This is a genomic window from Kosakonia sp. AG348 (assembly GCF_003337365.1).
Lineage (GTDB): Bacteria > Pseudomonadota > Gammaproteobacteria > Enterobacterales > Enterobacteriaceae > Kosakonia.
On record NZ_QPJR01000001.1, the window covers coordinates 433,487 to 454,853 of the forward strand.

The window sequence follows — 21,367 nt, forward strand, 5'->3', positions numbered from 1 at the left end:
AGCATAAAAAAGCGGAGCAATGGCTCCGCTTTTTTTTACCCGTGATTCACCACAATAATGCCACCGTGATCGTAACGGTAATGACAATGGGCATATTCCAGCGGCGTGCCATCCTCCAGATAAATCACCTGCTCCACTTCCAGCACCGGATCGGTCTCTTCGCAATTCAGATACTGTTTATCTTCCGCCCAGGGTTTTAAGGCGCGCACAATGCGGTATGAACCCATAATCTTCAGCGCCAGATCGTCCTGCACATAGCGAAACACGGAGCTTTCCAGATGACCGCGGTTTAACCCCGGCACCAGGTTTACCGGCATCAGCGTAAACTCCAGCGACATCGGTTCACCTTCCAGCAACCGCAGGCGAATGAAGTCATACACCGGGTCATCCGGCCCCACCAGCAGCGAGGCCTGCTCCTTTTCCGTGGGGAAACGCAACTCGAAGCGGATGATTTTACTGGTCACTTCGCCGACGTTTTCCCAGGTTTTGGTCGCGCCAAAATAGTCGCTACCGGGTAGATCCCAGCGCGACAGTTGCAGGAAATTCTTACGGATAAACGTGCCCTGGCCCTGACGGGTATAAACCAGCCCTTCAACAATCAGCTGGCGCATCGCCTGCTGAATGGTCATCCGGCTGGTGGCAAACTCCGCCGCCAGCGCGAACTGATCCGGCAATGGCGCGCTGGCGGCGTACTGCTGGCTGAGAATGCGCCGCTTAATTTCCCGCGCGATAGTGATGTATTTTGCCGCCATAGCCTTCCTTCGTTTTTAGTCTATCCCATTGTTTCTTAAGGCCACTCTCTCGGCTATTTTGAGGAAAGGCAGGTAGAAGAATACACCAAAGATGATGATTATCAACTGAACCACCACCGCCCGCCAGTCGCCTGCGGTGGCCAGCCAGGCGCTTAAAATGGGCGGCGTTGTCCACGGGATCATCACCACACAGCGCGAGATCCAACCGAGCGTAGTACAAAGCCAGGCAAACCAAATCCCCAGCGCCGGAAGCAGCACAAACGGGATCATCAGCGGCAGGTTAAAGACGATGGGCAGACCGAAAATCACCGGTTCATTAATATTGAATAAGCCAGGCGAGATGGCGAGCCGCGCCACCTGCTTCGCCGACTGCTGCTTCGCGAAGATAAAGATGGCGATCAGCAGCGAAAGGGTGCTGCCGGTGCCGCCAATCATACCGAACGTGGGCACAAAAATACTGTTGATGATATGCGGGATTGGCTGCCCGTTGGCAAAGGCCAGCATGTTCTCGTTGGTGTTAATCAACAGCAGGGGTTCAAGGATCACGCCGTTGACCACCGTCTGGTGAATACCGAGCGTAAACAGAAAGTTACCAAAGCTATAGATAAACAGCGTGCCCGGTAAACTGGTATTAATCTGCCGCAACGGCTGCTGGATAAGCGTGGTGATAAGGTGAATCAAATCCGTGTGCAACAGGTTCGCCAGCAGCGCCGCAACAATGGCGAACAGCGAGAGGGTAATGATTGCCGGAATCAGCGAGGAGAAAGATTGCCCCACCGCCGAGGGCACATTTTCCCCGAGCGAAATAGCAAATTTCTTCACGCTGGCGACGCGGATAAACAGCTCCGTGGAGAGCAAACCAATAATTACCCCGGCGAAAATCCCCGTCGTGCCAATGTTGGTGAACGCCAGCATCTGCGTCACGCTCACCGTCGCTTTCCCGCCAACGGGCACCACATCCAGTTGCATCGGCATCATGATGATGAAACTGGAGATCGCAATGACCACCACCGACACCGGGTTGTCAAAGTTCTTATTGCGCGCCAGCGACCAGGCGGTCATCGGCGCAATTAATAACGCGGCGATATTCAGCGTGCCGTTGATCACCGCCTCGCCCCAGACTTTAAAACGCGCCAGCGTCTCCCCTTCCAGCACCCAGGGGAAAACCACGTTATTAATCAATACCGCCAGCCCGGCGAGGATAAAAATCGGCATCACCGCCGCAAACGCGTCACGCAGCGATCGCAGATGCACCTGGTTTGCCAGCCGGGCGGAGAACTCGACAAATTTATCGACGAATGACTGCATTTTCGGCGTGATGTTGCTGTCAGACATTGCGGCTACCCTCTCAATCGTTACTTACATGTCGCGGCCGTTGCTGCGAATCAGCTGTTGCAGCCAGCGATAGCTCTTTTTCGGTACGCGTTTTAAATCTTTCAGGTCGTGGTTTTCGCGATTGACGTACACCACGCCGTAGCGCTTACGCATATCGCCCTGGGAACTGAGAATGTCGATCAACCCCCAGCCGAGGTAGCCCAACACCTGTGCGCCGTCCTCAAAGATGGCGTCCTGCATCGCCTGGATATGGTCGCGGTGATAAGCAATGCGGTAATCGTCCTCAATCGGGTTAACGCCGTCCCACTCTTCAATCACGCCGATGCCGTTTTCAATCGGGAACACCGGCAAGCGCCAGTCGTTGTAATAGCGGGTAATAATGGCGCGAAAACCGAGTGGATCGATTTGCCAGCCCCATTCGGTCGCCTCAAGATACGGGTTCGCTTTATCGCCCTGTTGCAGGAAATAATTGACCGGGGTTCCCGGCGCAATGGCATCGCTGTCGAGGGTTTTGCTGGCGTAGTAACTAAACGCCATAAAGTCGTTTTTGACCCGCGCGATTTCCGCCAAATCCTCATCACGGAAGATATCGCGAAAACCTTCTCTTTCGACCACCGCCAGCACTTCCGGGCTGTACCCCTGCCCGGCATACACTCGCAGTAAGTTTTGATTGAGGAATTCGTCATATTGCGTGGCGCAAAATACATCGTGCGGTTTGCAGGTCGCCGGATAAACCAGCTGGTGCGCCAGCATGCCGCCCATTAATTTTCCGGGCTGGGTAGCGTGCAGATAATGGGTCAGCAGCACATGCGCCATCATCACATGGTGCTGAATCTGATAAAGCTCACGCAGGGTTTTCTCACCTTGCAGATAGCCACCGACCTGAAACGCGCCAGGCATGTGGTAAATATTCTGCTCGTTAAACGTCAGCCAGTACTTCACCCGGCTGCCAAAGCAGTCGATCATCTTTTTGCCGTAGCGTACAAAAGCGTCCTGCACGCGCCGGTCGGCAAAACCGTTGTACTGCTCTGCCAACGCCAGCGGCATATCAAAGTGGTAGAGGCAGATCATCGGCTCAATGCCGCGCGCCAGCAGATCGTCGATAAAGCGGTCATAAAAGGCGATACCCTCGTCATTGAACTCGCCATCACCCTGCGGGCAAACGCGGCTCCAGGAAATCTGGAAGCGGTAGCAGTTCATGCCCAGATCCTGCATCAGGTCGAAATCCTCCTGATAGCGATGGTAGGAATCAGTGGCGACTTTCCAGTCGGAGGCAAATTCGCTGGCTTCGCGAATATCGTAGACCGACATCCCTTTTCCGCCCTCGTTCCACGCGCCTTCGGTCTGCATGCTGGATACGGAGTTACCCCATAAAAAGCCGTTCGGTAACGTTTTGCTCATCGCGCTTCTCCATGACTAGTCATTTTTAAGATATGACTAGTCATATAGATAACGGCGAAAAAATGGGCAAAAGTTACGATGCGATTTTGTGACGCTATTCGAAAGAAAAGAAAAACGCGACGGGGTGAGCGTCGCGTTTGAGAGGAAGGATAATTACTGTTGTTTTAGCTGGTTACGGCGGTATTCCCCCTGACGCTCAAACATCCAGCCGGGATATTCGCGCGGCAGCGCGCTCACAGCATCCAGTTGTTGCAGTTCGTCATCGCTCAGGTGGATCGCCGTCGCCGCAATGTTATCGTCCAGTTGTTCCAGGCGTTTCGCGCCAATAATCACGCTGCTGACTACCGGCTGATGCAGCAGCCAGGCCAGCGCGATTTGCGCCACGGAAACCCCTTTGCTGTCGGCGATGGTGCGCATAACGTCCACGCAATCAAAAGCGCGGTCTTTATTCACCGGCGGGAAATCAAACGCCAGGCGGCGTCCACCGGCTTGTGCCTGACCGTCGCGGCTATATTTACCGCTCAGCAAGCCGCCCGCCAGCGGGCTCCAGACCATCAGCCCCACGCCTTCGCTCTGCATCATCGGCACCAGTTCACGTTCCAGATCGCGGCCGGCAATGGTGTAGTAAGCCTGAAGCGAGGCAAAGCGCGCCAGCCCAAGACGCTCCGAAATCCCCAGCGCTTTGGCGATTTGCCACGCTGCCCAGTTAGAGACGCCGATATAGCGCACATGCCCGTGCTGAACGAGGTTATCCAGCGCGTAAAGCGTCTCCTCGATGGGTGTAGCCGGATCAAAGCCATGTAACTGGTAGAGATCAATATGATCCAGTTGCATACGCTTGAGGCTCTCTTTCACGCTATTCATGATGTGATAGCGCGAACTGCCGCGCGAGTTCACCCCGGCGGTGCCGGTTTCGCCAAACACTTTGGTCGCGACGATAACGTTTTCACGCGGCACTTTCAGGTTTTTCAGCGCCTGGCCGGTGATCTCCTCCGAACGCCCGTCGGAATAGACGTTCGCGGTATCGATAAAGTTAATGCCGGCATCGAGCGCGCTGCCAACCAACTGCTCGGCTTGCGCCTGTTGCAACTGGCCGATTTTGCTCCACATGCTCTCGCTGTCGTCACCGCCAAACGTCATGGTGCCGAGGCACAGTTCAGAAACAAACAGTCCAGTATTACCCAGTTTTTTGTAGCGCATGATGGCGTCTCCTCATCTGTTTAGTTGACGCAGACAGTTATACGCAATCCTCTGCGGCGGCGAATGTGAGGATCCTGCCTGTTTCTTGCCCAATTCTCTGATTATCCGCGCGGCGCCTCACCAAACACTTTGTAATCAGGGAGTTGCACATTCTGATACGGTTCCCAGCCGCCACCGAGCGCTTTATACAACGCCACCAGATCGAGGCTGCTTTGTACCCGCGCCTGCTCGCGCTGCTGGCTGGCCTGCGCCAGCTGACGCTGAGCATCCAGCACATCGATAAAACTGGCGATCCCCTGACGGTAGCTGTCGGTGGCAAGCGAGAAAGCGTTTTGCAGCGCACTGAGCGTTTTATCCAGTCCCGCTTCACGCTGCTGATCGGCGCGGTAACTGACCAGCGCATTTTCCACATCACCCAGCGCACTGAGCACCGTCTGGCGATAGTTCAGCACCGCCGCGCCCTGCTCAGCACGTGCCAGCTTGACGCTGGACACCAGCCGCCCCCCCTGGAAAATGGGAATCGAAATCTGCGGTCCGAAGCTATAAAAATGGCTGCTCCAGTCGGTAAGCCAGTTGGTTTCACTGTTGCGCAGACCAAACTGGCCGCTCAGCGACAAGCTGGGAAACAACTGCGCAACCGAAACGCCAATCTGTGCCGTCGCCGCATGCAGGCTGGCTTCCGCTTCGCGAACGTCCGGGCGACGGCGCGCCAGCGTCGACGGAATTCCGGTGGGCACAATGTCCGGCAGCGCGGGTAACGGCTGCGCATTACGCAATTCGTTGTCCAGCGCACCAGGCGGTTTACCGAGCAGGATCGCTAACGCGTTCATCGCCTGGCGCTCCTGCGCTTCATATTGCGGGAGTTGCGCTTCCAGGTTGCCAACCTGGGCGCGGGCATTTTCCACATCCAGCTGTGGTGAAAGTCCGCCTTTTTGCCGGTTTTCGGTCAGCGTAAATGTCTGCTGCGCGCTGTCAATTTGTGTTTTCAGCGTACTAATGATGTTCTGCGCACCGCGCAGTTGCAGCCACGCGCGCGCCACTTCGGCTTCCAGCGACACCAGCGCATCGTTACGTTGTTCAATTGCCTGTTGTTGCTGCGCGGACGCCGCTTCTACCTGGCGTCTTACTTTGCCCCACAGATCCAGCTCCCACTGGGCATCAAAACTGCCCTGATAGAGATTTACCGGTTGGGTAAGCGCGCCAAGCGCCCCGCTGATCGCCGGGTCAGCATCCTGCAACTGGCCCTCCACGTTATGGGATTTCAGCTCACCTTCAATACCCAGTTGCTGGCGAGTCGCTTTCAGCGACCCGTTAACCGCTGGCAGAAACGCGCCACCCGCCTGGTTAATCTGCTCTCGCGCACCGGCAATGCGCAGGACGGTTTGCTGGAGCGAAAGATTATCTTTTATCGCCCGCTCAATCAGGCTGTTCAACTGCGGCGACTGGAAGGTTGTCCACCAGCGCGGATTCACCGCCTGCGAAGAGGCCTGCGATTTAACCGCTTTGTCACCCGGATCATTCCAGCGCGCAGGCGTTTGCGGTTTGGGCGCTTGGTAATCCGGCCCGACAGCACAACCGGCAAGCCACAGCGACAACAGGGTTACGGGAAAACGACACCACGTCATATTAATGTGCTCCTGCGCTGCCTTCGCTTTTGATCGGCGAAAGCAATAAACAAAAAGGAATCAGCAATAACGCCACCAAACTGAGGATGGTGAACACGTCGATATAGGCGAGAAAACGCGACTGGGCGATCATCGCTTTGTACATCTGCCCGGTAGCGCTGGTCAGCGGATCGCCGACCAGGCTGGTGAAGTTACGGATCGCCTCCGCGGATTCACGTAAAGCCTGCTGAAATTGCTCATTAAAGGGAGAGGTATGCTCTGATAAGTGCGACATATGCGCCTGCGAGCGCTCGGTGATCGCCGCCGTCGAGAGCGAAATACCAACCGATCCCGCCACGTTACGGAACATGGTAAACAGCGCTGCCGCATCGGCATTAAGCTGGCGCGGGATCGAGATAAAGGCGATGGTCGTCAACGGTACGAACAGGAAACCCAGCCCAATCGACTGGGCGCTGCGAAACAGCATCAGCGTTTCAAAGTCGATATCCGGCGCCAGCGTACGCGACCACCAGAATGAGGCGGCCAGGCAGAAAAAGCCGAAGGCGATTATCCAGCGCGTCTGCACCACCGGCATCAATTTCAGCACCAGCGGAATGGTCAGCACAATCAACACTGCGCCGGGCGACAGCACCAGCCCGGACCACGTGGCGGTGTAGCCCAGATCCTGCTGCGCCAGTTGCGGGATCACCACCGAGCTGCCATAGAGGATCATCGCCATGCCGGCCATCAGCAGGCTGGAAACCGTAAAGTTCTTGTCCGCCATGCAGCGCAAGTCGACCACCGGCTTTTTGGCATACAGCAGCCAGTAAATAGCCCCGACAATACCAATCGCAGTCAGGACGGCGAAAATACGGGTGAAATCGGAGTTGAACCAGTCTTCATCTTCACCGCGATCGAGCATCACCTGCAGACAACCCAGCCCCAGCGCAATCAGGCCAATGCCCGGCCAGTCGATGGACAATTTCTGCTTCGATTTGCGCTCCCAGGGCGGATCTTCCAGCAGCTGGTAAATCGCCAGAACCGTGATAATGCCCACCGGGATATTGATAAAAAAGACCCAGCGCCAGGAGTAGTTATCGGTTATCCAGCCGCCCAGCGTTGGCCCCAGCACCGGGGCGACAATAATGGCGATAGACGACAAACCAAAGGCTTTGCCGCGATCTTCCGGCTTGAAGTAATCCAGCAACACCGATTGCTGCGTGGGTTGCAAACCGCCGCCAAAAAAGCCCTGCAAAATACGAAACAGGATGATTTGCCACAGTTCGGTGGCAATTCCGCACAGAAACGAACAGACGGTAAACATCACAATGCAGATCAGGAAAAACTGCTTGCGCCCAAAGGTGCGGCTAAGAAAAGCGGAGATCGGCAGGACGATCCCGTTCGCCACCAGGTAGCTGGTCAGCACCCAGGTTGATTCGTCATAACTGGCGGAGAGCGACCCGGCGACGTGCGGCAGCGCCACGTTGACAATCGTGGTGTCGAGGATCTCCATAAACACCGCGAGGGTGACGACCCACGCCACCGCCCACGGGTTACTGGCGGGTTTCCAGTTCTCGTGGCTGTGATCCGTCATTCCAGTGTCACCTTCGGTTCAACGGAAAGGCCTAACGGCAACGGTTTGTTGGGATCCAGGCCTTTATCGATGACGATTTTCACCGGCACGCGCTGAACGATTTTGACAAAGTTGCCGGTCGCATTTTCTGAAGGGAAAGCGGCGAACTTCGACCCGCTGCCCTGCTGGATGCTATCGATATGCCCTTCCAGCTCCAGATCCGGCCACGCATCCACTTTGACGCTGACTTTATTCCCCGGGCGCATCCGCTCCAGCTGCGACTCTTTAAAGTTCGCTACCACCCACACATCCGGTGAGACCAGGGAAAACAACGCGGTGCCCGCCTGCACTAATGTACCGTTTTGCACATTGCGTTTGGTGATAAAGCCATCGAATGGGGCACGAACCTCCGTCCAGGATAAATTCAGATTCGCGGTTTCCAGCTGCGCTTTTGCCTGCGCCACTTGCTGCTGGCGCGCTTCGACATTGGTTTCCTGCTGGCGGATTTGCAACTGCACCTGGTCGGCAACTTCCAGCTGTGCCTGCGCGCTGGCAAGTTGTGCCTGCGCGCTACGCAACTGGGCATTGGCGCTGTCAATATTTTGTTGTGTGGTGGCACGAGGATCGACACCACGCTGACGGCGATAAGCGGCTTCGGCATTCGCCAGGTCTGCTTTTGCTTTCAGCACCTGTGCGCGCGCTTCGTCACGCTGAGCGGGATACTGCACTTTTGATAAGTCCAGTTGCGCCTGCGCCTGGTGAAGCTGTGCGATTGCCAGCCCCAGTTGCGCTTGCGCTTGGTCGCGTTGCGCGGTGGCATCGCGCGGGTCAATCGTGACCAGCAAATCCCCTTTCTTGACGCGCTGGTTATCTTTCACCCGCAACTCGGTGACGTAACCGGCCACTTTCGGCGCGATCGTCACCGCGTCGCCATCGGTAAAGGCGTCGTCTGTGGTCTCTTCATTACGGGTTAAAAACCACCACACCAGCGCAACAATTACCATCACGCCGACAACAATGGCGAGGATAATCAGTGGCTTCTTTCCGGGGCGTTTACGTGGGTTTTGGTTGTTATCGTCCTGAACATCGTCAGGATGCGTTGTGTTTTCTGCCATAGTTTCGCAACAGTCCTGTCAGGTAACGGCGCCAGGGATGCGCCGTTAACTAAAGTTAGGCGGTTGCTATACATTTGCCAGGATAAACTGACAAATCAGCACTATCTGAATAAGAGTAATCCGTATCCCACCAGCGCCGCCCACAGCAGCATCGGCATGGAATAAAGATGGAAGCGCCACCAGATGCGGCGATCGTTTGCCATACGCAGCGCGATAAGATTGGCCAGCGAACCGGGTAGCAAACCAAAGCCGCCAACATTTACCGCCCAGGCCAGCAGCGTATCCGGCGGTACATAATTGAGCAGCAAAATGGTCGCGGGCACATTACTGATAAATTGCGACAGACCAATGGCCGTCAACCACAACCCTGGAGGTGACAACTGGCTGGCACTGTTCAGCACCGCGTGCAGCGCAGGCAACTGAATAAGCAGGTGGACATCAATAAACATGGCGATAAACACCAGCAGCAGCGTCCAGTCCACACTCAGCACTACCCGCCGCGCCAGTAGCAAGAAGCCGATGGCGACAATTGCCAGCCCCCACAGCTCCTGTTTCAACTCTAGCGCGGTAATAAAGATTAAGTAGAAACCGAGGCAGCTCCACACCAGACGGGGTTGCCAGTCCGGCGTTTGCACGCCGCTATGGTAGTTAAGCGCCTTTTTCGGAAAACAGAACCAGCACAACACCAAGAGCGTAACCATCATTGCCAGCGCCAGCGGCGCCATCTGCCAGATGAACGCCGGGAAAGAGAGGCCAGAGCGTCCCCAGATAAGAATGTTTTGTGGGTTTCCGATAGGCGTTAATAACGACCCGGCATTTACCGCCAGCGCTTCAAAAATGATCAGCCGGTTAACCGGGATTTCGCACAGTTTCTTCAGCGTGATGGTCAGCGGTACCACAATAAACAGCGCCACATCATTGGTGAGAAAGGTGGAGAGGAGCGCTGCAGCCAGCACCATAAACATCGCCAGCCGACGCTGATGATGAAAACGACGCACCATACGCCGCCCAATCACATCAAAATAACCGCTCAGCTCAACCCCTTTGGTCAGCAGCATCAGGCCGCTGAGGGTAATAATGGTGTGCCAGTCGATCGCACCCGGCCAGTTTTTCGGCGCAAACGGGGCAAAAAAGCACAATGCAAAACCAATAAGCAGTAACAGATGCAGGAAACGGTCGCGCGCCAGGGCGCGGAAGAACGGCATACTCATTCAGGAGGTTGCTCATGTTGCAGGGTGAAGAGACGGAAACACTCCAGCGTTTCCTCGCTGACGTGATGTTCCATACCTTCGGCGTCGCGTCGCGCGATTTCAGGACTGACACCCAGTACCAATAAGAAACTTTCCACGATTTGGTGACGCTCGCGGCTCTCCTGCGCCAGCCTCTCACCTTCCGCAGTCAAAAAAACGCCGCGCCAGGGAATCTGTTCAATCAAGCCCACCGTTGCCAGTCTTTTTAACATTTTCGCAACCGTCGGTTGTGAAACGCCAAGGCGGGCGGCCATATCCACCTGGCGGGCTTCGCCTACTTCGCGGATCAAATCCGAAATCAGTTCAACATAGTCATCAATCAGTTCGCGACGATGTGCTTCGCGCACCTGACGAAAGCCTTCAACGTGCTCTTCTACATTTACCAGCGTCACTTTTTTTATTGTTTGCTTACCTGCGCGACGGTTCATTGTGCTTCCTCTGAAGGTGTGACACCTGTGCAGCATCATATAAGAGAAGCGCCATTGTAAACCATCCGTGAATCAGCACAAAAAATTAACGTCTTAGCCATAGCTATAGAACATAGCCTGTGCTATATCTGTATGTAATGCGTTCACCCTTCATGGAACGAAGGGCATGAAAATGGCAGGAGGTAACGATGAATGAGTTCAAGAGGTGTATGCGCGTGTTTAGTCACTCTCCCTTTAAAGTCCGTTTAATGCTGCTGAATATGTTGTCCGATATCATTACCGGCAAACCTCAGCAGGACTCCGACAAACCTTCTCACTAATGCGGCGTCGCGGTACGCCGCTTCATTTTTCTGTCACAATCCCCCGTCATACTGGCTAATTCGTCTAAAAATCAGCGTATTTTTGCTGGATTTGCAATCATTCTCTCAAAACAACCGCTTAGCCCCTGTTGACCTTCGACGCGCCTCGCTCTATCTTTGCGCTGCCCTGCACAAATTGCGGCTCGCAGATGCGGACCCCCTCCCCTCTTCACACGCACTGTCCGGCAGGTTTTGACCCTTAACGCCAGGGTGAGCACATGGCGTTTTCATGACAGTAATCTATGAGCTTAATCCTTAAAGAATCCGTTGCCTTTCGCAGCCAGACGCTCAACCCGTGGACGGGTTTCTACTTTTTACAATCGATGTTGATTAACTTCGCTCTGGGTTATGAATTTAGCGTGATGTATGCGGTTCTTTTAACCTGCGCGCTACTGATCCTCTGGCGTCATGCGCCTCGCGCGCAGAAAACCGTTATCGGGATTATCTCGCTGGTTGCCGCCTGTTATTTCCCCTTTGGTCGGGCATATGGCGCACCAAACTTCAACACGCTGCTGGCGCTGCTGTCGACCAATATGGAAGAGTCGACGGAAATTCTGACTATCTTCCCGTGGTATCACTACGCTATCGGCGTATTCATTTTTGCGCTGGGTGTTATTTCGCTGCGCCGCCGGATAATCGTGCGATCCACGCCGTGGCTGAAATGGGACACGCTGGGCACGATTGTGTGCATCGCGTCTTATTTTATTGGCCCGGTGCAAAACCATTTCAAAGGTTACGAATTCAGGATCATTGATACCGGTGTTCCGGTGCTGCGTTTCGTGCGCGATGTGGCGTTCAACTACTATGTTGTTAAAGAAGAACAGAAAAATATGGCCGCGCTCGCCAGTGTGAAAGACACCTGGACTGTGCTGGCGGTAAAACCGAAATACCATACTTACGTGGTGGTGATTGGCGAAAGCGCACGTCGTGACGCGCTGGGCGCCTTTGGCGGCCACTGGAATAACACTCCGTTTGCCAGCCAGGTGAACGGCACGCTGTTTACGGATTACATTTCCGCGAGCGGTTCAACACAAAAATCCCTTGGCCTGACGTTAAACCGCGTGGTGGATGACAAACCGCAGTATCAGGATAATTTTGTCACGCTGGCGAACCGTGCCGGTTTCCAGACGTGGTGGTTTTCTAATCAGGGGCAAATTGGCGAATACGACACCGCCATCGCCAGTATCGCTAAGCGTGCCGATGAAGTGCAGTTTTTGAAACGTGGTGACTTCGAAGCAGATAAAAACACCCGCGACGAGGATCTGTTAAAACTGACCAATCAGGTCCTGAGCACAAAACGCACCCAGCCGCAGCTGATTGTGCTGCATTTGATGGGCTCGCACCCGCAGGCCTGCGATCGCACCGGCGGCAAGTACAATGAGTTTGTGCAGTCAAAAGAGACTTCCTGCTACCTCTATTCCATCACGCAGACCGATGATTTCCTCGGGAAAATGTATTCGCAACTGGTTAATACCGGCGAAAGTTTTTCGATGGTTTACTTCTCGGATCACGGACTGGCGATTAAAGAACGCGGAAAAGAAGTGCAGTACCTGGCGCACGCCGATACTTTTCAGCAGGACTTCCAGGTGCCATTTATGGTGCTTTCCAGCGACGATACCAAACATCGGGTAATTAAAGCGCGCCGTTCAGCGAACGACTTTTTGAGTTTCTTTTCGCAGTGGACGGGGATCAGCGCAGAGCAGATTAAAAATCCTTACCGTTTTATGTCCGAGCAAAAAGCCGGGCCAGCGTACATTACCAACTTTAAGTTACAGAAAGTTGACTATAACCATCTCGGCACGGATCTCTTTGATACGCGCAGTAAGCGGTAATTTCTGAAGTAAATTGCAGATAAAAAAATCCGCCCAGTGGGCGGATTTTTTATTATCGCCGAAGCGATTAGAAGCGGTAACCAACGCCGGCAATCCAGGTGCCAACGTCTACGTTACGAATACGGCTCTGCTCGTAGGAGAAGTCCAGAGCAACGTTTTCCATCGGGTTGAACTGCAGACCAGCACCGTAAGAGAAACCGTAGTCGCTGGTATCAGACACTTTAGCGGTGTCTACAGTCTGCTGGAATTTACCGTAACCTACACCCACAACACCATAGATGCTCGCCCAGTCATTGATGCGGTAAGCCGGACCTGCGGTGATGCCATAGTACTGCGCTTTGTTATAAACGCTGCTTTCGGTGCGATCTTTTTCAGTGTAAGTAAAGGAACCGATAACACCCAGCGGGTTGTTGTCCTGCTCGTAGCGATATTTCAGGTTGAAACCGTTAGTTTTGTTAGCAATACCCTGAGCGTCGCTCTGAGCGTAACCGCCAGTTACGGTTGAAGTAGCTGCTACTGCGGAACCTGCAGAAACCGCCAGAAGTGCGGCCAGTGCTGAAAGACATGCAATTTTTTTCATAATCCACCTCAAATGTGCTTCAAGTAAATCCTACGTCCTACGCATTTAAATATATCAAAATTAGTTAAGAAACTCTTTGCGGGAATTGGGGTCTAAAGCGCCATTTGATGTAACAGAAAGTTTCCGTTACTGACCAACCCTTTCAAAAAAAAGCACTTTTCCCGCACAACGCACCATTATGCTGCGCATTTAATGGCACATTCATCCAGATAATTCTTAATTGGATAGGTTAATTAACCATCAGAGGGGAGCTATTCTACGGATTTTTCAGTTACTTTTTTTCAACAAACGCTCAACCAGCCGGGGGTAATTCAAGTAGACTGCCTCTTTTACTTTATTTGACAGAAATTGACGGGAGAAAGGATGCCTGCGCAGTCTCGTAAATTACCGGTTTGGTTGCCAGTGCTCATATTGCTGGTGGCGATGATGTCCATTCAGGGAGGCGCGTCGCTGGCGAAATCACTCTTCCCGCTGGTTGGCGCACCGGGCGTCACCGCGCTGCGTCTCGCACTTGGCACGATTATTTTGGTCGTGGTGTTTAAGCCATGGCGTTTACGTTTTACCCGTGAACAACGTCTGCCGCTGCTGTTTTATGGCCTGTCGCTCGGCGCCATGAACTATATGTTCTATTTATCAATCCAGACGATACCGCTCGGCGTTGCGGTGGCGCTGGAATTTACCGGCCCGCTGGCGGTGGCGCTTTTTGCCTCACGCCGCCCGGTGGATTTCATCTGGGTGATCCTCGCGGTACTTGGCCTCTGGTATCTGCTGCCACTGGGCGAAAATGTGTCACATGTTGACCTTACTGGCGCGGCGTTCGCCCTTGGTGCCGGCGCTTGTTGGGCAATCTATATTCTTTCCGGTCAGCGCGCCGGGGAAGAGCATGGCCCGGCGACAGTGGCGCTGGGTTCATTAATTGCGGCGGTGATTTTTGTGCCGCTTGGCGCATTCCAGGCAGGTGAAGTGCTGTGGCACTGGTCTGTTCTGCCGCTGGGGATCGCCGTGGCGATTTTATCCACCGCCCTGCCTTACTCGCTGGAAATGATCGCCCTGACGCGCTTACCGACTCGCACATTCGGCACATTGATGAGTATGGAACCGGCGATGGCGGCAATTTCCGGCATGATTTTCCTCGGTGAAACGCTAACATTCCAGCAAGCGCTGGCGCTGGCGGCGATTATTATTGCGTCGATGGGCTCGACACTCACGCTGCGTCGGGAAGCGACAGTCAAAAAAATTGATATCGGCTAAATAACTATTATTTGGCATGAGATCCTTCTTATGCCAAATATCTAACCCCGCCGCAGACATTATTTCTTACTTTTCCCTGCATCCTGCATTAAATAGAATCATTCGCATTTTAAAAATAATAAGTTATTAGAATTATCTTACATTTCATTTGATTAGTTGCGTCATCCTGAAATCCTTTCCTATATTTTATATTCGCTATCGAACTGATAGGTACAGCCAAGACTGTCAGCGAAAATCTGGTGCTATACTTAGTTTCGGTAATTTCCTGGGACACAAACATCAAGAGGATATGAGATTATGAGTACCGCTAAACTGGTTAAAACGAAAGCGTCTAATCTGCTTTATACCCGCAACGATGTATCGGATAGCGATAAAAAAGCGACCATCGAGCTGCTGAATCGCCAGGTGATCCAGTTCATTGACCTGTCTCTGATCACTAAACAGGCCCACTGGAATATGCGCGGTGCTAACTTCATTGCCGTACATGAAATGCTGGATGGCTTCCGTACTGCGCTGGTAACCCACCTTGATACCATGGCAGAGCGCGCCGTACAGCTGGGCGGTGTCGCACTGGGCACCACTCAGGTGATTAACAGCAAAACCGCGCTGAAAAGCTACCCGCTGGATATCCATAGCGTGCAGGATCACCTCAAAGAACTGGCCGATCGTTACGCGGTAGTTGCCAACGATGTGCGTAACGCCATTGGCGAAGCGAAAGACGAAGATACCGCTGATATCTTCACCGCCGCTTCCCGCGACCTGGATAAATTCTTGTGGTTCATCGAATCCAACATTGAGTAAAACATAAGTTTTGCCTATACGCCCTGCGCCTCACGCGCAGGGTTTTGCACCATTACAGTGCGTATCATTTCCCCTTTACGCCCACAAAGTTATCACTTCGTAATTACCCCATCACAAAACTGTTAATAACTGATTGTTTTCACCCCACGATCTGCGCTAAAAAAAAGCAAAACAGGCCACGCCGCCATAATGCACCAAAACAGTGACTCAAAATGGTGCACACGGCTATTGTTGCTACACTTATTGTGCAACCGGGTAAAGGTTCGCCTTTACAAAACAATAGGTTGTAAACCTGGCATGATTTTTTCATACTGCGTTCATTCTCGCAGGGGTTCGTTCCCCGGATACAAAAGGAAAAACTATGAAGTCTGTATTGAAATTTTCCCTGGCTGCACTCGCTCTCGCTTTTGCCGTCTCTTCTCAGGCTGCTGATAAAAAACTGGTTGTCGCCACCGACACTGCGTTCGTTCCTTTCGAATTCAAACAAGGTAACCAATATGTTGGTTTCGACGTGGATCTGTGGGCAGCGATCGCCAAAGAACTGAAACTGGATTACGAATTGAAACCGATGGACTTCAGCGGCATCATTCCTGCGCTGCAAACCAAAAACATCGATCTGGCGCTGGCGGGTATCACCATTACGGAAGAACGTAAAAAAGCCATCGATTTCTCTGACGGCTACTACAAAAGCGGCCTGCTGGTGATGGTGAAAGCCAACAACAACGACGTGAAAAGCGTGAAAGACCTCGATGGTAAAGTGCTGGCAGTGAAGAGCGGCACCGGTTCCGTTGACTACGCGAAAGCGAACATCAAAACCAAAGACCTGCGTCAGTTCCCGAACATCGATAACGCGTATATGGAACTGGGCACTGGCCGCGCTGACGCTGTACTGCACGACACGCCGAACATCCTGTACTTCATCAAAACTGCTGGCAACGGTCAGTTCAAAGCTGTCGGCGACTCTCTGGAAGCGCAGCAGTACGGTATTGCTTTCCCGAAAGGCAGTGATGAACTGCGCGAGAAAGTGAACGGTGCGCTGAAAACGCTGCACGACAACGGCACTTACAACGAAATCTACAAAAAATGGTTCGGCACCGAACCTAAATAATTATTAAAAAATAAAGTGTTACACCTCGGAGGCGGCTTTCGCCTCCGATGCTTTTTGTTAAAACCACGGTATACAGGAACACATCATGCAGTTTGACTGGAGCGCCATCTGGCCCGCCATTCCGCTTTTGCTTGACGGGGCCAAAATGACCTTATGGATCTCGATCCTTGGTCTGGCTGGCGGTATCGTTATCGGCCTGCTGGCCGGTTTAGCCCGTACCTATGGCGGCTGGATTTCTAACCACATCGCACTGGTATTCATCGAAGTTATTCGCGGTACGCCAATCGTCGTTCAGGTGATGTACATTTACTTCGCCTTGCCAATGGCCTTCCCCGATATTCGTATCGACACCTTCAGCGCCGCGGTGATCACCATCATGATCAACTCCGGGGCTTATATCGCCGAAATCACCCGCGGCTCCGTGCTGTCCATCCATAAAGGGTTCAGCGAAGCGGGCCAGGCGCTGGGGCTTTCCCGCGTTGAAACTATCCGCCATGTGATCATGCCGCTGGCGCTGCGTCGCATGCTGCCGCCGCTGGGTAACCAGTTGATCATCAGCATCAAAGACACGTCGCTGTTTATTGTTATCGGCGCAGCCGAATTAACCCGTCAGGGCCAGGAAATCATTGCCGGTAACTTCCGTGCGCTGGAAATCTGGACCGCCGTTGGGGTGATTTATCTGATCATTACCCAGGCGCTGAACATCGTGCTCCGCCGTCTTGAAAAAAGGATGAAAATCCTGTGATTGAATTTAAAAACGTTTCCAAGCACTTCGGTCAAACCCAGGTGCTGCACAATATCGATCTGAATATTACTCAGGGTGAAGTGGTGGTGATTATCGGGCCGTCGGGCTCCGGGAAATCGACGCTGCTGCGCTGCATTAACAAACTGGAAGAGATCACCAGCGGCGATCTGATTGTCGATGGTCTGAAAGTTAACGATCCAAAAGTGGACGAGCGCCTGATCCGCCAGGAAGCGGGCATGGTGTTCCAGCAGTTTTATCTGTTCCCGCACCTGACCGCGCTGGAAAACGTCATGTTTGGCCCGATTCGTGTACGCGGCGCAAAGAAAGAAGACGCAGAAAAACTGGCGAAAGATCTGCTGGCGAAAGTCGGTCTCGCCGAGCGAGGTCACCACTATCCGTCTGAGCTTTCCGGTGGTCAGCAGCAGCGTGTGGCGATTGCCCGCGCGCTGGCAGTCAAACCGAAAATGATGCTGTTTGATGAGCCAACCTCTGCACTCGACCCGGAACTGCGTCACGAAGTGCTGAAAGTGATGCAGGATCTGGCCGAAGAAGGCATGACTATGGTGATCGTGACCCACGAAATCGGCTTCGCCGAGAAAGTGGCCTCACGCCTGATTTTCATCGATAAAGGCCGCATTGCCGAAGATGGCAACCCTCAGCAGCTGATCGAAAATCCGCCGAGCCAGCGCCTGCAGGAATTCCTGCAACACGTCTCCTGATTTACCCCGCCCCTCCTTGCGGAGGGGCACTCCCCCAGATTCTTCTCAATTCATCGCGGCCGCGGTACGGCATCTATACTTATCATTTTGCTGGACTTTCTCACCGGAGGAGCACATGCCGTGGATCCTGCTATTGATTGGGTTGTGGTGCGCGCCGTTACAGGCTGCGACGATACCCGGCATTACCTCTGCGACAACCACGCCTGCGCCTTCCACGCAAACGAGTGAGCCTAATGTCGAGCAGAAAAAGGCCGCTTATGCCGCACTTGCGGACGTGCTGGAAAACGATGAGTCGCGCAAGGAACTGATCGATCAGCTACGCAAAGTTGCCACCGCGCCAGCACAAGAACCCGTGCCGGAACTCACCCCGCCCGAGGTGAAAGAGCAAAAAACGGTGCTGGAAAACGTAACCGAGGTGAGTGAACATTATGGCAATGCACTGGCATCCCGTTTTGCTCAGCTGTATCGCAATATCACCGGTTCGCCCCACAAAGCCTTTAACCCGCAGACCTTCAGCAACGCCGCCAGTCATTTCCTGCTACTGGCCGCGCTGGTTTTTGCTTTCTGGTTTCTTGTTCGTTTAGCGGTATCCCCGCTGTATCGCAAAATGGGCGCCTGGGGACGGCGTAAAAACCGCGACCGCAGTAACTGGTTACAACTGCCCTCAATGATTATCGGCGCGTTTATTATCGACCTGATGCTGCTGGCGTTAACAATATTTGTCGGTCAGTTGCTTAGCGCGAACCTTAACGCAGGCAACAGCACCATAGCCTTTCAACAAAGCCTGTTCCTGAACGCCTTTGCGCTGATTGAGTTTTTTAAAGCGATTTTGCGGCTGATTTTCTGCCCGCGTATTGCCGATCTGCGCCCATTTCGCATTACCGATGAAACCGCCCGCTACTGGCATATGCGTCTGAGTGCGCTGAGCAGCCTGATTGGCTACGGTTTGCTGGTTGCAGTGCCGATTATTTCCAATCAGGTAAACGTGCAGTTTGGCGCGCTGGCGAATGTGGTGATCATGCTCTGCATTACCGTATGGGCGCTGTACCTTATTTTTCATAATAAGCGGCAAATTCAGCACAACTTAATTGTGCTGGCGGATCACTCGCTGGCCTTTTTTAGCTTGTTTATCCGCGCGTTTGCGTTGATCTGGCACTGGCTCGCCAGCGCTTACTTTATTGTGTTGTTTTTCTTTTCGCTGTTTGATCCCGGTAACAGCCTGAAATTCATGATGGGTGCCACGGTCAATAGCCTGGCGATTCTGAGCATTGCTGCGTTTCTTTCTGGCGTATTGTCGCGCTGGTTGAATAAGACCATCACCCTGTCGCCACAGGTACAGCGCAACTATCCCGAACTGCAAAAACGGCTCAATGGCTGGCTCTCCGCGTCGTTAAAAGCCGCACGGATTCTGGTGGTTTGCGCAACGATCATGCTGCTGCTGAACGCCTGGGGGCTGTTTGATGTCTGGCACTGGCTGAATTACGGTGCGGGCGAGAAAACCGTCGATATCCTCATCCGTATTGCCTTGATCCTGTTCTTCTCCGCCGTGGGCTGGACCCTGCTTGCCAGTATTATTGAAAACCGGCTGGCGTCGGATATTCACGGTCGCCCGCTGCCAAGCGCGCGCACCCGCACACTGCTGACGCTGTTTCGCAATGCGCTGGCAGTGGTGATAAGTACCATAACGGTGATGATTGTGCTGTCGGAAATTGGCGTCAACATCGCGCCATTGCTGGCCGGGGCCGGGGCGCTCGGGCTGGCTATCTCGTTTGGCTCGCAAACGCTGGTGAAAGATATTATCACTGGCATTTTTATCCAGTTTGAAAACGGCATGAACACCGGGGATTTGGTCACTATCGGCCCGCTGACCGGCACCGTAGAGCGAATGTCGATTCGCTCCGTTGGCGTACGTCAGGATACTGGTGCGTACCACATTATTCCGTGGTCATCGATCACCACTTTCGCCAATTTTGTGCGCGGCATTGGCTCGGTGGTGGCGAATTACGACGTAAATCGCCAGGAGGATACCGATAAAGCGAATCAGGCGTTAAAAGATGCCGTGGCAGAACTGATGGAGCAGGAGGAGATCCGCGGCTTGATTATCGGCGAACCGTCTTTTGCCGGGCTGGTCGGGCTTACCAACACGGCCTTCACGCTTCGCGTCACCTGCACGACCCTGCCGCTGAAACAGTGGACAGTGCGTTTTGCCCTCGACACGATGGTGAAAAAGCATTTCGACCGTGCAGGCGTGCGCCCGCCGGTGCAGACATACCAGATGTTACCAGCGCCGGAAAGCGCAGCACAGCCAGTTTCACCCGCCAGCCCGCCACCGCCGGCAGAACCTACCCTTTAAAACGTGTCTGCGCCCAGCGTTTACGCTGGGCCTCATCGAGAAACGTCCAGGCGATAAAACGGCTCTGCTTCTGGCCCTGCGCCATCTCTTTTTTCATCACTTTCACTGCGCCAGTCTGGGTCAAGGCGCGATACAGCTCGGGCAGGTTATCGCCGCGAGACACCAGCGAGGTAAACCACAACACCTGGCGCGCAAACTGTTGGCTTTCAGCAATCATCTTGCTGATAAAAGCCACTTCGCCGCCTTCGCACCATAACTCCTGCTGCTGGCCGCCAAAGTTGGCCGCATCGTTAACCGACTGGCCGAGATTGCGACGCTTGCGCTCACTGCCAGCCTGCGCGCTTTGCGCGGAATCATGAAACGGTGGGTTGCAGAGAACCGCATCGTACTGCTCATTTTTATGAATAATGCCGGTAAGAACAGACGCCGGATCTTTCTGTCGACGCAACCGTACCGCACGGCTCAACCCAGGGTTGGCGTTGATGATCGCCTGTGCGCTGGCAAAGGCCTGATCGTTAACTTCGCTGCCGGTAAAACGCCAGCCGTATTCATGCGCGCCAATCAGCGGATAGATGCAGTTGGCACCAGTGCCAATATCCAGCACGCTGGCCTGCGTCGGCACCTTGCCGTCGTTGCTTTCCGCCAGCACATCCGCCAGATGGTGAACGTAATCCGCACGCCCCGGTACTGGCGGGCAGAGGAAACCGTCCGGAATATCCCATTCGCGCACGCCATAGAATTTTGCCAGCAGCGCTTTGTTCAGGGCTTTAACTGCCTGCGGATCGGCAAAATTGATGGTCGTCTCACCGTTCGGGTTAGTGGTAAGAAACGCGCGCAGTGACGGATTCACAGCGCACAGCGCGTCGAGATCGTAGCGGCTGTGGTGGCGGTTACGCGGGTGCAGACCCGGCTTCTGGGCATTCATGGCATTCTCCTGTTAGCAGCGGCGTAAGATACCCGT

General features: G+C 53.8%; 19 protein-coding genes. 8 read left to right on the top strand and 11 right to left on the bottom strand.

Annotated features, from left to right (window positions below):
- Positions 1-35 precede the first annotated feature (35 nt).
- The 9 genes from DFO56_RS02215 to mntR all read right to left on the bottom strand — a co-directional run bounded on the left by DFO56_RS02215 (position 36) and on the right by mntR (position 10,658).
- Positions 36-752: a GntR family transcriptional regulator gene (locus DFO56_RS02215; RefSeq protein WP_017456037.1), complete on the bottom strand. Its 717-nt coding sequence runs from the start codon at positions 750-752 to the stop codon at positions 36-38.
- 15 nt (positions 753-767) lie between these two features.
- Positions 768-2,087: a PTS sugar transporter subunit IIC gene (locus DFO56_RS02220; protein ID WP_045506465.1), complete on the bottom strand. Its 1,320-nt coding sequence runs from the start codon at positions 2,085-2,087 to the stop codon at positions 768-770.
- A gap of 24 nt (positions 2,088-2,111) precedes the next feature.
- Positions 2,112-3,488: a glycoside hydrolase family 1 protein gene (locus tag DFO56_RS02225; RefSeq protein WP_045506462.1), complete on the bottom strand. Its 1,377-nt coding sequence runs from the start codon at positions 3,486-3,488 to the stop codon at positions 2,112-2,114.
- A gap of 153 nt (positions 3,489-3,641) precedes the next feature.
- The gene (locus tag DFO56_RS02230; protein WP_045506460.1) at positions 3,642-4,688 is read right to left on the bottom strand and encodes an aldo/keto reductase; all 1,047 of its coding nucleotides are present in this window, start codon (positions 4,686-4,688) and stop codon (positions 3,642-3,644) included.
- Positions 4,689-4,789: 101 nt separating this feature from the next.
- The gene (locus DFO56_RS02235; protein ID WP_020457138.1) at positions 4,790-6,313 is read right to left on the bottom strand and encodes an efflux transporter outer membrane subunit; all 1,524 of its coding nucleotides are present in this window, start codon (positions 6,311-6,313) and stop codon (positions 4,790-4,792) included.
- 1 nt (position 6,314) lies between these two features.
- Positions 6,315-7,886 (bottom strand): DHA2 family efflux MFS transporter permease subunit, encoded by a 1,572-nt coding sequence (locus DFO56_RS02240; protein WP_020457137.1) that lies wholly within the window; start codon positions 7,884-7,886, stop codon positions 6,315-6,317.
- Positions 7,883-8,980, bottom strand: coding sequence for an HlyD family secretion protein (locus DFO56_RS02245; RefSeq protein ID WP_017456031.1), 1,098 nt, complete (start codon positions 8,978-8,980; stop codon positions 7,883-7,885). The genes DFO56_RS02240 and DFO56_RS02245 overlap by 4 nt, the downstream gene beginning before the upstream one ends.
- Before the next feature lie 101 nt (positions 8,981-9,081).
- The gene (locus DFO56_RS02250) at positions 9,082-10,191 is read right to left on the bottom strand and encodes an anion transporter (protein WP_045506455.1); all 1,110 of its coding nucleotides are present in this window, start codon (positions 10,189-10,191) and stop codon (positions 9,082-9,084) included.
- Entirely contained in the window at positions 10,188-10,658 is a 471-nt protein-coding gene (mntR, locus tag DFO56_RS02255; protein WP_045506452.1) for a manganese-binding transcriptional regulator MntR, read from the bottom strand. Before mntR ends, DFO56_RS02250 begins: the two co-directional genes overlap by 4 nt.
- Positions 10,659-10,846: 188 nt before the next feature.
- Between mntR and mntS the strand changes: the two genes are divergently transcribed.
- Both mntS and DFO56_RS02265 read left to right on the top strand, forming a co-directional pair.
- Complete coding sequence (mntS, locus tag DFO56_RS02260; protein ID WP_045506449.1) at positions 10,847-10,978, top strand: manganase accumulation protein MntS; 132 nt, start codon at positions 10,847-10,849, stop codon at positions 10,976-10,978.
- Positions 10,979-11,259: 281 nt separating this feature from the next.
- The gene (locus tag DFO56_RS02265) at positions 11,260-12,849 is read left to right on the top strand and encodes a phosphoethanolamine transferase (RefSeq protein WP_020457132.1); all 1,590 of its coding nucleotides are present in this window, start codon (positions 11,260-11,262) and stop codon (positions 12,847-12,849) included.
- A gap of 67 nt (positions 12,850-12,916) precedes the next feature.
- Here DFO56_RS02265 and ompX read toward each other — a convergent pair whose 3' ends face one another.
- The gene (gene ompX / locus DFO56_RS02270; protein ID WP_020457131.1) at positions 12,917-13,429 is read right to left on the bottom strand and encodes an outer membrane protein OmpX; all 513 of its coding nucleotides are present in this window, start codon (positions 13,427-13,429) and stop codon (positions 12,917-12,919) included.
- 363 nt (positions 13,430-13,792) lie between these two features.
- On the opposite strand from ompX, the gene rhtA reads away from it, so the two are divergent.
- The 6 genes from rhtA (at position 13,793) to ybiO (ending at position 20,406) form a co-directional block, all read left to right on the top strand.
- Positions 13,793-14,680 (top strand): threonine/homoserine exporter RhtA, encoded by an 888-nt coding sequence (rhtA, locus tag DFO56_RS02275; RefSeq protein ID WP_020457130.1) that lies wholly within the window; start codon positions 13,793-13,795, stop codon positions 14,678-14,680.
- 297 nt (positions 14,681-14,977) lie between these two features.
- The gene (dps, locus tag DFO56_RS02280; protein ID WP_020457129.1) at positions 14,978-15,481 is read left to right on the top strand and encodes a DNA starvation/stationary phase protection protein Dps; all 504 of its coding nucleotides are present in this window, start codon (positions 14,978-14,980) and stop codon (positions 15,479-15,481) included.
- A gap of 361 nt (positions 15,482-15,842) precedes the next feature.
- Positions 15,843-16,589 carry a glutamine ABC transporter substrate-binding protein GlnH gene (glnH, locus tag DFO56_RS02290; RefSeq protein ID WP_020457128.1) on the top strand — a complete coding sequence of 249 codons (747 nt, stop codon included), beginning with the start codon at positions 15,843-15,845 and terminating at the stop codon, positions 16,587-16,589.
- 85 nt (positions 16,590-16,674) lie between these two features.
- Entirely contained in the window at positions 16,675-17,334 is a 660-nt protein-coding gene (glnP, locus tag DFO56_RS02295) for a glutamine ABC transporter permease GlnP (RefSeq protein WP_017456022.1), read from the top strand.
- Positions 17,331-18,053, top strand: coding sequence for a glutamine ABC transporter ATP-binding protein GlnQ (gene glnQ / locus DFO56_RS02300; protein ID WP_017456021.1), 723 nt, complete (start codon positions 17,331-17,333; stop codon positions 18,051-18,053). Before glnP ends, glnQ begins: the two co-directional genes overlap by 4 nt.
- 115 nt (positions 18,054-18,168) lie before the next feature.
- Positions 18,169-20,406 (top strand): mechanosensitive channel protein, encoded by a 2,238-nt coding sequence (ybiO, locus tag DFO56_RS02305; protein ID WP_045506441.1) that lies wholly within the window; start codon positions 18,169-18,171, stop codon positions 20,404-20,406.
- On the opposite strand, the gene rlmF is transcribed toward ybiO, so the two are convergent.
- On the bottom strand, positions 20,396-21,331 hold the full coding sequence (rlmF, locus tag DFO56_RS02310; RefSeq protein ID WP_045506438.1) for a 23S rRNA (adenine(1618)-N(6))-methyltransferase RlmF: 936 nt from the start codon (positions 21,329-21,331) through the stop codon (positions 20,396-20,398). The genes ybiO and rlmF overlap by 11 nt on opposite strands.
- Between the last annotated feature and the right edge of the window lie 36 nt (positions 21,332-21,367).